At 73.2% G+C, this 12,313-nt stretch carries 11 protein-coding genes and 1 tRNA gene; 7 read left to right on the top strand and 5 right to left on the bottom strand.

What is annotated here, in order from left to right:
- Positions 1 to 22 precede the first annotated feature (22 nt).
- Positions 23 to 1,108 carry a glycosyltransferase family 2 protein gene (locus ACIWQI_RS00430; protein WP_396655079.1) on the top strand — a complete coding sequence of 362 codons (1,086 nt, stop codon included), beginning with the start codon at positions 23 to 25 and terminating at the stop codon, positions 1,106 to 1,108.
- Here the strand turns inward: ACIWQI_RS00430 and ACIWQI_RS00435 are convergent, their stop codons facing one another.
- From ACIWQI_RS00435 to ACIWQI_RS00445, 3 genes are read right to left on the bottom strand one after another with little or no spacing between them, the layout of a single operon-like run.
- Positions 1,109 to 2,524 carry a CDP-glycerol glycerophosphotransferase family protein gene (locus tag ACIWQI_RS00435; RefSeq protein WP_396655080.1) on the bottom strand — a complete coding sequence of 472 codons (1,416 nt, stop codon included), beginning with the start codon at positions 2,522 to 2,524 and terminating at the stop codon, positions 1,109 to 1,111.
- Positions 2,521 to 3,756, bottom strand: coding sequence for a CDP-glycerol glycerophosphotransferase family protein (locus tag ACIWQI_RS00440; RefSeq protein WP_396655081.1), 1,236 nt, complete (start codon positions 3,754 to 3,756; stop codon positions 2,521 to 2,523). Before ACIWQI_RS00440 ends, ACIWQI_RS00435 begins: the two co-directional genes overlap by 4 nt.
- 50 nt (positions 3,757 to 3,806) lie before the next feature.
- A complete protein-coding gene (locus ACIWQI_RS00445) occupies positions 3,807 to 5,330 on the bottom strand; it encodes a S1C family serine protease (RefSeq protein ID WP_396655082.1) in 1,524 nt (507 codons plus the stop codon).
- Between the two features lie 100 nt (positions 5,331 to 5,430).
- On the opposite strand from ACIWQI_RS00445, the gene ACIWQI_RS00450 reads away from it, so the two are divergent.
- A complete protein-coding gene (locus ACIWQI_RS00450; RefSeq protein ID WP_396655083.1) occupies positions 5,431 to 6,657 on the top strand; it encodes an aminotransferase class I/II-fold pyridoxal phosphate-dependent enzyme in 1,227 nt (408 codons plus the stop codon).
- Here ACIWQI_RS00450 and ACIWQI_RS00455 read toward each other — a convergent pair.
- Complete coding sequence (locus tag ACIWQI_RS00455) at positions 6,611 to 7,411, bottom strand: carbon-nitrogen hydrolase family protein (RefSeq protein WP_396655084.1); 801 nt, start codon at positions 7,409 to 7,411, stop codon at positions 6,611 to 6,613. The genes ACIWQI_RS00450 and ACIWQI_RS00455 overlap by 47 nt on opposite strands.
- Complete coding sequence (locus ACIWQI_RS00460; protein WP_396655085.1) at positions 7,408 to 7,944, bottom strand: DUF6328 family protein; 537 nt, start codon at positions 7,942 to 7,944, stop codon at positions 7,408 to 7,410. Before ACIWQI_RS00460 ends, ACIWQI_RS00455 begins: the two co-directional genes overlap by 4 nt.
- Before the next feature lie 90 nt (positions 7,945 to 8,034).
- On the opposite strand from ACIWQI_RS00460, the gene ACIWQI_RS00465 reads away from it, so the two are divergent.
- The 5 genes from ACIWQI_RS00465 to crtI all read left to right on the top strand — a co-directional run bounded on the left by ACIWQI_RS00465 (position 8,035) and on the right by crtI (position 12,312).
- Positions 8,035 to 8,111: transfer RNA gene (locus ACIWQI_RS00465), tRNA-Met, on the top strand.
- A gap of 175 nt (positions 8,112 to 8,286) precedes the next feature.
- Positions 8,287 to 8,853, top strand: a complete 567-nt coding sequence (idi, locus tag ACIWQI_RS00470; RefSeq protein ID WP_396655086.1) for an isopentenyl-diphosphate Delta-isomerase — start codon at positions 8,287 to 8,289, stop codon at positions 8,851 to 8,853.
- Positions 8,850 to 9,893 (top strand): polyprenyl synthetase family protein, encoded by a 1,044-nt coding sequence (locus ACIWQI_RS00475; protein ID WP_396655087.1) that lies wholly within the window; start codon positions 8,850 to 8,852, stop codon positions 9,891 to 9,893. Before idi ends, ACIWQI_RS00475 begins: the two co-directional genes overlap by 4 nt.
- Positions 9,890 to 10,759: a phytoene/squalene synthase family protein gene (locus tag ACIWQI_RS00480; protein WP_396655088.1), complete on the top strand. Its 870-nt coding sequence runs from the start codon at positions 9,890 to 9,892 to the stop codon at positions 10,757 to 10,759. Before ACIWQI_RS00475 ends, ACIWQI_RS00480 begins: the two co-directional genes overlap by 4 nt.
- On the top strand, positions 10,756 to 12,312 hold the full coding sequence (gene crtI / locus ACIWQI_RS00485) for a phytoene desaturase family protein (RefSeq protein WP_396655089.1): 1,557 nt from the start codon (positions 10,756 to 10,758) through the stop codon (positions 12,310 to 12,312). Before ACIWQI_RS00480 ends, crtI begins: the two co-directional genes overlap by 4 nt.
- The last annotated feature ends 1 nt before the right edge of the window (position 12,313 follow it).

Below are 12,313 nucleotides of genomic sequence, written 5' to 3' on the forward strand. Positions count from 1 at the left end.
CGACGCGTGGGATGATCGACGGATGCACGTCGAGGGAACCGGAGCCAGGGACGCCCCGGTGCCTCCACGGGATGCCGGCGTCTCGTTCGTGATGCCGGTGCTCAACGAGCGCGCCTATCTGGAGCGTGCCGTGGAGACCGTGCTCGCCCAGGAACTCGACGGACCGACCGAGCTCGTGCTGGCACTGGGCCCCTCCACCGATGGCACCGACGAGGTCGCCGCACGCCTGGCCGCAGCCGACCCGCGCATCGTCCTGGTCGCCAATCCCCGTGCCGACATCCCGGTCGGGCTCAACCTCGCGATCGGCGCGTCCCGCTTCCCGACCGTGGTGCGCGTGGATGCGCATTCCGAGCTCACCCCGGGCTACACGCGCCGGGCGCTGGAGACCCTCGACCGGGCGCGGGCGGCGAACGTCGGCGGGGTCATGCGCGCCGACGGCCGCTCGGCCTTCCAGCGTGCGGTGGCGCGGGCCTACAACTCCCCCATCGGCCTGGGCGGCGCCTCGTACCACGCCGGCGGCGAGGAGGGCCCCGCCGAGTCCGCTTACCTCGGCGTCATGCGCCGCGCGGTGGTCGAGGAGGTCGGCGGGTTCGACGAGACCATCCGGCGCGGCGAGGACTGGGAGCTGAACCTGCGCATCCGGCGCGCGGGGTACCGGGTGTGGTTCGATCCCGCGCTCGCGGTGACGTACTGGCCGCGCGAGAGCTGGACGCGGCTGGCCCGCCAGTTCTTCGCCACGGGCACCTGGCGGGGCGAGCTCGTACGCCGATACGGGCGCCGCAACGCGCTGCGCTTCTTCGCGCCGCCCGCACTGGTCGTGCTCATCGCGCTGGCGGCGATCACCGCCGTGCTGCAGGCGACCGGGGTGCTCACCGGATGGTGGGCCGCGGCGGCATCCGTGATCTACCTTCCGATCGTCGCGTACGCCGCCGTGGTCGTGGTCCAGGCGGTGCGCGGCGGCGACTGGGGCGACCGGCTGTGGACCCTCGCGGTGCTGCCCACGATGCACATCTCGTGGGGCCTCGGGTTCCTCAGCGGTGTGCTGCGCGGGGCGCGCCACGCGGTCGACACGTCCCGCCTGGGCGGCCGCAACACGCCGCTGCCGTGACTAGACCATCCGCTGGTCCAGCAGGCGCGCCACGACGCGCTCGGCCGCACGGCCGTCGTCGCGCGCGTTGAACACCGCCCGCCAGCTCTCATACCGGTCCGCGTACGCGGCGGAGTCGTCCTGGATCGCGTCGACGAGCTCCTGCTGGGTGCGCACCAGCGGTCCCGGGGCGCTGCGGCCGAGGTCGAAGTAGAAGCCGCGCAGCCGGCCGCGATAGTGCTCGAGGTCGGGCACGAGGAAGTACATGGGCTTGCCGGTGACGCTGTAGTCGAACATCACCGACGAGTAGTCCGTGATCAGCGCATCGGCCACCAGCAGCAGCTGCGCCATGTCCGGGTAGGCGGTGACGTCGATGACGCGGGGGCCTGCGGCATCCCGACCCGGAAGCAGGGTGCGCGAGTGACCGCGCACCAGCACCACGGCGTCGGTCTGCGCGGCCAGGGCCGCGGGATCGAGGAAATCCACCATCTGCGCGCGATCGTCGCGCCACGTGGGCGCGTACAGCAGCACGCGCTCACGCGCGCCGATGCCGAGGGCCTGGCGCGTCGCGGATCCGTCGCCGCTGACCAGCACGTCGTTGCGCGGATGGCCCTCCACCCAGATCGGACGCGACCGGAAGCGGTAGGCCCCGCGCAGGATGCGCGCCGCGTACGGGTTCTGCGCCAGCAGGACGTTCCAGCGCCGCGCCTCGCGCAGCACCGCCAGCGAGCGCCGCGCATCGAACCCGGGGCGGTGCAGCGCGAGACGCTTCAGCGGGGTGCCGTGCCAGGTCTGCAGCACCCGCTGACCGGGGCGACGCTCGAAACGGCGACGCAGCCAGTCGTTGACCACGATCAGCCGCGCGGCCCCGCGGGCACGCCACCACTCCGGACTCCCCTCCACCACCGGGATCGCCCCGTCGGGCACCTGCACCGAGAGGTCGACGACGCTCCAGTAGCGCACCAGATCGGGGCGCAGCTCGGCCAGCCGCCGGTCGATGGCGAGCGGGTTGCAGCTGGCATTGCGGCCGTAGAAGCTCTCGAAGAACGCCGCCTCTTCGAGTCCGCCGGGGCGGGTCGCATAGCGACGCTCCAGCGCGGCCTGCGCCTCGCCCGAATCGTAAGCCGGATCCACCGGCGGGCCGATGCGCACCGTCGCGCCCTCCAGCGACACCCGCAGCGTCCCCAGCTGGGTGAGGGGAAGGGATGCCGCGGCCCCGACCAGTTCGTACTCGCCCGCCGGAAGCGGCAGCACCGGCCCGCCCCAGCGCGACACCTGCAGCGGCAGCACCGCGCGCCACGTCCGGCCGCGTCCGGTCAGAGACGCCGCCCGCACGCTCGCGCGGGCGCCGCGCAGCTCGATCGCCGCCGGCCGCGGGCCTGTGCCGCGCAGCTCGAGCGCGGGCTCAGGGCCGGGGATCACCGTCGCCGTCGTCATGCCGCTCCCCCGATCGCTGCGATGACCGCCCGGTGCACCCGCGCGCTGCTGCCGCCGTCGCGGTAGGCGTGCACGCGCGCGCTGAGCGCCTCCGAGCGCGCCACGCGCGCCGCGCGCACCTGCGGGTCGGCCATGCTCGCCAGCTGCGCCGCCGCCTCGTCCCACGTTGCGGCGACATCGTCGCCCGCCACCTCCGCATACGTCCCGTAGAAGCCGCGGGTGCGCGCGTAGTCGTCGACGTCGGGCGCGAGGAAGACGACCGGCAGCGGCACGAGACCGGCGTCGTAGACGAGGGACGAGTAGTCGGTGATGAGGACGTCCAGTCCCGGCAGGGCCGGGGTGACGTCCCGCAGGATGTCGCTGCCCAGAGCGCGCACGCGGTCGGTGCGGCCGGGCGGGCGGTACTCCCCCGCACCGAGCGGATGGGAGCGCACGAGCAGAATGGCATCGGCGTCCTCGAGGACGCCGATCAGAGTCCGCCACTGCCGGACGGTGGGAACAGCGGGATCGGTCGCGCCGTCGCGCCAGGTCGGTGCGTACAGCCACAGCCGCGCAGCCCCGATCGCTCCGACGCGGCTCTCGACCAGCGCGCGCGCGGCGGAACGGCGCCGGTCCGGGTCACCCTGCGAGAGCACGTCGACGCGCGGCTCCCCGGTGACCGGCACGCGCTCGTCGGGCAGCCCGAACGCGGACTCCAGGCGCCCTCGCACGAGATGGGATGCCGCCGGCAGCAGCCCGATGCGTCGCGCCGCGCCCCGATACAGTCGGGCGATGAGACGGCGCACGCCGGGCACGCGCGCCAGCGTCGCCGGCGGCCGCACCGTCTCCGGCGAGTCGAGCCCGATCCGCTTGAGCGGGATGCCGTGCCACAGCTGCACCACGAACGCGCCGCTGACCGCATAGCGGTTCACGTCGCCGAAGCCGTGGGTCACGACGATCACCTGCGCGCGTGCGGTGGCCCAGAAGCCGCGCAGAGAGTGCCGGCGCAGGGTGGGGATGCCGGCTTCTGCGGCGTCCTGATTCTCCTCGCGCGACCCGGTCAGCCACACCGCGTCGTCGCGCTCGGCGACCTGCCAGAGTGCGAGCGCACCGTCGGCGACGCCGATGCCGCACCCGAAGACCCACGCCCCGCGCCGGCGGGGGATGATCGCGGTCGCGATGCGTCCCAGGGCGTACAGCGGGATGCGGGCGAGCTTGCGCGCGTTGCCCGCCGCGAACGAGAAGGACGCCACCCCGCGAGCCTATCGCCCGAAGGCGCGGCTCGCGGGGTGGTGTTCGGGTCCTACTGCAGCTCGCCGAGGGTCACGTCGGTCGAGTAGGTGTCGCCGTCGCGCACGTAGGTGACGGTCGCCTTGCTGCCGGCGGCGGCCGCCCGCACCTGTGCGGTGAGATCGACCGAGTCGGTGACCGGCACGCCGTTGAAGGCGGTGACGATGTCGCCCTCCTTCAGGCCGCCCTGCTCGGCGGCGCCGCCGGCGACGACGGAGTCGATGTAGGCGCCGGTGATCGTGGAGCCCTCCACGTACGCGGCGGACATCACACTGGCCCCGAGCAGCCCATGGGTGGCCGAACCGGTCTCGATGATCTCGTTCGCCACGCGCTCGGCGATGCTCGACGGGATCGCGAAGCCGACGCCGATGTTGCCGGCCTCGCCACCGCCGCCGCCCGCGGTGGCGATGGCGACGTTGACGCCGATGAGCCTGCCCTCGGAGTCGACGAGCGCGCCGCCGGAGTTGCCGGGGTTGATGGCCGCGTCGGTCTGGATCACGGCGATCTTGATCGACTCGCCGCCGGAGCCCTGACGCGGGCCCTGGCCGAAGTCGAAGAAGAACGGGCCGCCCGGGCCGTCCTGGCCCTCGTCGCCCTCGTCGCCCTCGCCCGAGTCGGGCGCCGCCGACGAGGCGATCTCGATCGAGCGGTTCAGCGCGCTCACGATCCCCGTCGTCACGCTGTTGGACAGGCCCAGGGGCGAACCGACGGCGACGGTCTGATCGCCGACGTTGAGCGCCGAGGAGTCGGCGAACTCGATCGGGGTGAGCCCGGACGCGCCCTCGATCTTGATGACCGCGAGGTCGTAGATCGGGTCGGTGCCCACGAGTGCGGCGTCGTGGACATGGCCGTCCGAGGTGGTCACGCGCAGGTCGGCGTCGCCGGTCGCGCCGTCGAGGGTCACCACGTGCGTGTTGGTGACGACGTAGCCGTCGGCGCTGAGGATCACGCCCGACCCGGTTCCGCCGGAGCTGCCCGACGAGGCGGAGATCGTGACGACGCTGGGGACCACCTTCGCCGCGATCGCCGTCGTCGCGTTGACCTTGTCGGGGTTGTTGACCGTCACCGTCTGCGGCGCGGCCTGTCCGGTCGCCGCCGGCGCGGGCCACAGCTGATTGCCGACGTAGGCGCCGCCGAGGCCGGCGGCGCCGCCGACCAGGAGGGCGACGACCACGGCGCCCGCGATGATGCCGGCCCCGCCCCTGCGCTTCGACGCCGGGGGCGCGGGGGGTGCGCCCGCGCCGTCCAGCGGCAGCGTCGGCTGGGTGGGGTGCGTCGCGGGCGCCGCGGCGGCGCCGAAGGCGCTGCCGGCGGGCGCCTGCCCCGCGTACTGCCCGTAGGAAGGACGCGGCGGCTGGACGGGGTGCGCCGTGTAGCCGGCGGGGGGACCGTACGGCGGCCGGGGCGCGGGCGGCACGGGCGGAGTCGCCGCGGCCGCGGGCGGGACGGGAGGTGCCGGCCGAGGCGGCGTCGCCGGCTCGTTCACGGGCTGCGCCGGGGTGGTGCCTTCGGCGCGGTCGCCGTTGATCTCGCTCATGGTGGTGTGCTCCTTCTGCCAAGCCCCTTCAGACTGCGCGGTGATCCTGTGGATTTCTTATGCCGCGGATGGGACCGGCCTATGCGGATACTCTGACCTGATGCAGGATGTGACGGGTGCGTGGCGCCGCACGGCCCGGGGCGCCGGGCTCCTCTCCGCGGAAGGGGCGGTGGCTCCGACCATTTTCGCAGAGATGAGCGCCCTCGCGGCGCGCACGGGCGCCATCAACCTCGGGCAGGGCTTCCCCGACGAGGACGGCCCGGCCGAGGTGCTGGAGGCTGCGCGCGCGGCGATCGCGAACGGGGCGAACCAGTATCCGCCGGGCCGCGGCATCCCGGCTCTGCTCGAGGCGATCTCAGCGCATCAGCGGCGCTTCTATGCCCTGGCGCTCGACCCGGAGCGCGAGATCCTGGTGACGGCGGGCGCGACGGAGGCGCTCGCCGCCGCGCTGCTGGCGCTCGTGGACGGCCCCGCCGACGAGGTCGTCATGTTCGAACCGCACTACGACTCGTACGCGGCCTGCGTCGCCCTCTCCGGTGCGACGCTCGTGACGGTCCCGCTGCGGCGACCCTACTTCCAGCCCGACCTCGACGAGCTGGCCGAGGCGGTCACCGACCGCACCCGGCTGATCCTGGTGAACAATCCGCACAATCCGACCGGAGCGGTGCTCGGCCAACAGGTGCTGCAGACGATCGTCGACCTGGCGCACCGGCACGACGCCCTGATCCTCACCGACGAGGTGTACGAGCACCTGTCGTTCGTGCCGCACGTGCCGGTCGCGACGCTGCCCGGCGCGCGGGAGCGCACGCTCACGGTGTCGTCGGCCGGGAAGACGTTCTCGACCACCGGGTGGAAGATCGGGTGGATCTCGGGCCCGGCCGAGCTGATCACCGCCGTGCTGACCGTCAAGCAGTTCCTCACCTATGTCAACGGCTCGCCGTTCCAGCCCGCCATCGCGCTCGGGCTGGGCCTTCCGGATGCGTTCTTCGCGGGCGTCGCGGCAACCATGAAGACCAAGGCCGACCTGCTCGGAGCCGGCCTCCGCGGGGCGGGCTTCGACGTGTCGACGCCGTCCGGCTCGTACTTCACGGTCGCCGACGCCGCGCCCCTGGGAGCCCGCGACGCCGCAGAGTTCTGCCGTGCGCTGCCGGCGACCGCGGGCGTGGTCGCGATCCCCCTGACCGCGTTCGCCACGCCCGAGCGTCGCGCCGAGTATGCGACGCTCGTCCGCTTCGCCGCGTGCAAGCGGGTCGAGGTGCTCGAAGAGGCGGCGGCCCGGCTCAGTTCGGCGCGACGTGGAAGCGCCGCAGGGCCAGAGCCGGGTTGACGCGGCGCACGCGGTCGACGGCCTCCTTCTCGAGCCACGCGACCGCGACGTCGGTCGCCGTTCCGATCGCGGCGATCTCGACCCCGGCCGGATCCACGACCATCGAGTTGCCGATGCCGAGCGGCGGCGGGTGGTCGGCTGCGGCGACGTACATCGTGTTCTCGATGGCGCGCGCGTGCAGGAGCGTGCGCCAGTGGTGCTCCTTGAGCGGTCCGCGGACCCACTCCGCCGCGACGAGGGCCACATCGACGCCGGCGTCCGCCAGCAGCCGCGCCACCTCCGGGAAGCGCAGGTCGTAGCAGGTCATCAGTCCGAACACGAGACCGCCCAGCTCGAACGTCTGCGGGGCCCCCGGCTCGCCCGGCTCGACCCAGTCCGACTCGCGCTGGCCGAACGCGTCGTACAGATGCAGCTTGCGGTAGCTCGCCAGCACCCCCGTGGCGTCGACGGCGACGACCGTGTTGCGCACCCGGCGTCCGTCCAGACCCCGCTCGAGCAGCCCGGCGACCAGGTGCACATCGTGTGTCGACGCCAGCTCCACGAGGCCCGACACGAACGGTCCGTCGATGTCCTGCGCATTGCGGGCGAGCGACTCGTCGAACGGGTCGACGAAGTAGCTGGAGTACTCGGGGAAGAGCACGAGGTCTGCACCCCGGGCGGCTGCCCGCGAGACCAGCTCCTCGATGTGCTGCAGGTTCGCCTCGGCTCGCGCCGTGGGCGCGAACTGGGCGATGGCGACGGCGGTCGCGGTCATGACCCCTCCTTCTTCCGGCCCTGTCCGCCCTCGCGGCTCTCCTGCCGGGAGGCGCGGATGATCGCCGGGATCACGAGCCAGACCACCAGGATCAGCAGCCCGAGGACGGCGCCCGACACGATGGATGCCGTCGTGTCCACGACCACGAGGAACACGAACGCGACGACGCCCACCACCAGCAGCGACACGGTCACCAGCGCCGTGATGAGGGCGATGTGACCGAAGCCCACGACCGTGCGCTTGGCGCCCTGACGGAACAGCGTGCGATGCACGGCGACCGGCGAGAGCGCGATGATCGAGCTCAGCGCGGACAGGACCACCAGCACGAGGTAGAACAGCTTCTGCCCTTCGTCGAGCTGCGCGAAGGCGGGCTGGAACGCGAGGGCGAGCAGGAAGCCCGTGAGGATCTGGGTGCCGGTCTGCAGGACACGCAGCTCCTGCAGCACCTCGTTCCAATTGCGGTCGTACCGCTCGGCCGGAGTCTCGTCGCGATCGCGGTCCCCCTGCTTCGGGGTGTCCATCGCGCCGGCCATGCGTTCATCCTCGCCGTACGACGCACGCCGGGCAAGCCGGGCGCCCGCCGTGCCGGGCGGCTGCACCGGCATGTTAGACTGGACACGTGCCGCGGGGTGGAGCAGCTCGGTAGCTCGCTGGGCTCATAACCCAGAGGTCGTAGGTTCAAATCCTGCCCCCGCAACCAGGTCTGGCCGGCAATCCTCGGATTGCCGGCCAGAGTCGTCTCCGGGCCCGGACGCGCCGCGCCCCGCATAGCAGGAAGCTCCCGTTCCGCTCAAGCCGATCGACACCTTCGCCTCCTCCGGGTATCGTCGGGGGCCACACGATTGCTAGCCTGTCTAGCAAAATGAGGGGGTCGCATGGCGGAAACCACGACGGACGGCGATCTGGTCGTCCTGCTGGACGAGGACGGCAACGAGATCGGCACCGCGCCCAAGTCGAGTGTGCACGGCCCGGACACGGCACTGCATCTGGCTTTCTCCTGTCACGTCCTGCGCGCGGACGGCCGGGTGCTCGTGACGCGGCGCGCCCTCGACAAGCAGGCCTGGCCGGGCGTGTGGACGAACTCCTTCTGCGGGCACCCGCGCCCGGCCGAGCCGCTGCTGCACGCCGTGCGGCGACGTGCCGACTATGAGCTCGGTCTCGCGCTCGACCGCATAGAGCTCGCCCTTCCCGTGTTCCGGTATCGCGCCACCGACGCGAGCGGAGTCGTCGAGCACGAGCTCTGCCCGGTCTACATCGCGCGCACCGACGACGATCCGGTGCTCAACCCGCTGGAGGTCACGGACGCCGAGTGGGTCTGGCCGCGCGACCTCGCCGCGTCACTGGCCTCGACCCCGTGGGCGTTCAGCCCCTGGCTCGTCCTCCAGGCCGAGCAGCTCGACCTGTTCCGCACGCCCTCGCTCGAGCGCCGGCGGGTGTCGTGACCGCCGCCGACCGCGAAGCGGCGCTGGACGCGGCGATCGACGCGGCGCTGGACCGCCTGGCGGAGAGGATGGCTCGCCACGGCGGCTCGCTCGCGGACCTCGGGCAGGCGATCGCGCGCGCGGGGCGCGGCGGAAAGCGCCTGCGGCCGCGGCTGGTGCTGCGCGCGTTCCACGCCGCCGGCGGAACGAGCTCGCCCGCGCTGCTGCCGACGGCGACCGCGTTCGAACTGCTGCACACGGCCTTCGTCATCCACGACGACCTCATCGACGACGACACGGTGCGCCGTGGCATGCTCAACGTCGCCGGCGAGTTCTGCGCGCGGGCCATGGCGGACGGCGCGGATGCGGCCGAGGCGGCCGCCGTGGGTCGCGCCGCAGCCGTGCTCGCCGGCGATGTGCTGCTGCACGAGACGCATATGGTGCTGGCCCGCGCGCCGCTGGCCGATCCCCTCGCGGAGCGGCTGCGCGACCTGATCGACCAGGCCGTCCTGGTGTCGGCCGCCGGCGAGCTCGCCGACGTGGAACAGGACCTGCGCACCCAGGCGCCCTCGCTGGAGGAGGCGCTGGCAACCAGCCACGACAAGACCGCGGTGTACTCCTTCAGCGCCCCGCTGCGCGCCGGTGCGCTCCTGGCCGGCGCGGACGCCGACGTCGATGCCGCCCTGAATCGCTGCGGCGCGCGGCTGGGTCTGGCGTTCCAGCTGGTCGACGACCTCCTCGGCGCGTTCGGGAGCATCGACCAGGCAGGACGCGAGTCCGGCGCCGACCTCACCGCCGGAAAGCACACGCCCCTGGTCGCACGAGCCAGGGAGATCTGCGAGTGGCCGGCGATCGGGGGTGCGCTGGCGCTGGCGCCGACCGGCGCGGTGGCGCTGCGCGAGGCGCAGGAGGCGCTCACCGACAGCGGGGTCCGGCGCGACGTCGAGCAGCTGGCGCATCGGCTCCTCGCCGAATGTCGCGCCGCCGCCCACGGCGTGAACGACGATCTCGCCGCTCTGATCCACGAGGTCGCCGCGATGATCGAGGAGCGGATGCCGTGAGCGGCTGTGCCACGGGCATCGCCCTGTACGACGGCACAGCCCGCGATGCGGCCGCGGTCGTCGTCTCGCGCTACTCGACGTCGTTCGGTCTCGCCTGCCGGCTGCTCGGCGCGCGGGTGCGCCCGCACGTGCGGAACCTCTACGCCCTGGTCAGGGTGGCGGACGAGATCGTCGACGGGCCCGCGGCGGCGGCCGGGCTCTCGCCGGAGGCGATCCGCGACCTGCTCGATGCCCTGGAGACGGAGACCCGCGTCGCGGTGGCGCGAGGGTTCAGCGCGAACCTCGTGGTGCACGCGTTCGCGGCCACGGCGCGCGAATGCGGCATCGCCGCGCAGCATCTGGATCCCTTCTTCGGGTCCATGCGCGACGATCTCACCGTGCGCCGTCACGATCAGGCATCCCACGACGCCTACGTCTACGGGTCCGCCGAGGTGGTCGGGCTGATGTGCCTGCAGATCTTCGTCAATGCCGGGCGCGATGCGCCGACGGCGCCCCCGGCCGGACTCGTCGACGGCGCCCGCCGACTCGGGGCGGCCTTCCAGGACGTCAACTTCCTGCGCGACGCCGACCACGATCTGCAGGCGCTGGGACGCGACTATCTCGGCGGTGACCAGCGCGACGCCGTGCTCGATCGCATCGAGCGCGACCTCGACGCCGCGGCGACGGCGATCCCGCGTCTTCCCGCCGACTGCCGCCGCGCCGTCACCGCGGCGCACGATCTGTTCGCCGAGCTCGCCATGCGCCTCCGGCTCGCACCCCCCGGCTCCGGTCGCGTGCGGGTGCCCGACGCGCGGAAGGCGCTGATCGTCGCACGCGCGGCTCTCGGCAGACCGCCCCGGCGCCGGCACGCCGGGGCCGTCGCATGAGCGCCGCGGTGGTCATCGGCGCAGGCGTCTCCGGCCTCGCCACGGCCGCCCTGCTGGCAGCCGACGGACATGCCGTGACCGTGGTCGAAGGACGCGACGAGATCGGCGGCCGGGCGGGCACCTGGGAGCGGGACGGCTTCCGGTGGGACACGGGCCCGAGCTGGTACCTCATGCCCGAGGTGTTCGAGCACTTCTTCCGGCTGCTGGGGACGACCGCCGGCGAGCAGCTCGACCTCGTCCGTCTCGATCCCGCGTACCGCGTGTACACCGAGGGCGATCCCGAGCCGATGGACGTGCGCCCGGGTGAGGACGCCGTCGCCCTGTTCGAGTCGGTCGAGCCGGGATCGGGCGCGCGCCTGGAGCGCTACCTCGCCTCCGCGGCCGATGCATACGAGCTGTCGATCGCGCGCTTCCTCTACGACCCGTACGGCAGCTACGCGGGCCTGCGGCATCCCGATCTCCTCAAACGGATGCCTCGGCTTGCCGCCCTGCTGACCACGTCGCTCGCCGGGCACGTCGACCGGCGGTTCACGGATTCCCGGCTGCGCCGCCTGCTGCAGTACCCGGCGGTGTTCCTGGGCGGCTCGCCGTACGAGGTCCCCGCCCTGTACCACCTGATGAGCCATCTCGACCTGACCGCCGGCGTGCTGTACCCGCAGGGCGGCTTCGGCACGCTGATCGCCGCGATCCACGGCCTGGCGCGTCGGCAGGGGGTGCGTGTCGTGACGAGCGCACCGGTCGACAGGATCCTCACCGCAGACGGTCGGGCGATCGGCGTGCGCGTGGCGGACGGGCGGGAGGTCGCGGCCGACATCGTCGTGTCGACGGCGGACCTGCACCACACCGAGACGGAACTGCTTCCCGAGGAGCTGCGCAGCCTCCCCGAGCGGTGGTGGCAGCGGCGCACCCCGAGCCCCGGAGCCCTGCTGCTGCTGCTGGGCGTGCAGGGGCGGCTGCCGCAGCTGGCCCATCACACGCTCCTGTTCACCGAGGACTGGCGGGGCGGCTTCGAGCGCATCTTCGGCGGCGGCGGCATCCCCGCCCCCGCCTCGCTGTACGTCTGCCGGCCCAGTGCGACCGATCCGACCGCCGCCCCGGACGGCTGCGAGAATCTGTTCGTGCTCGTGCCGGTCAGCGCCGAGCCGGGGCTGGGGCGCGGCGGGGTGGACGGGACAGGCGATCGCCTCGTGGAACGCGCGGCGGACGCCGTCATCGCCCAGCTGGCGCACTGGTGCGGCATCCCCGATCTGGCCGCTCGCGTCACGGTGCGCCGCACGATCGCGCCGGGCGACTTCGCGGCCGAGCTGAACGCCTGGCGCGGCAATGCCCTGGGGCTCGCCCACACGCTGCGCCAGAGCGCCGTGTTCCGCCCCCGCAACGCCTCAGCTCGGGTGGAAGGGCTCTTCTACGCCGGGGCGTCGGTGCTGCCGGGCATCGGACTGCCGATGTGCCTGATCTCTGCCGAGCTGGTCGCCAAGCGCGTCCGCGGCGACCTGTCCGCCGGCCCGCTGCCCGAGCCGCACCGGGCGGCTGCGCCCGGCCGGGAGGCGTGAG

It is taken from the genome of Microbacterium sp., from assembly GCF_044508325.1.
Lineage (GTDB): Bacteria > Actinomycetota > Actinomycetes > Actinomycetales > Microbacteriaceae > Microbacterium.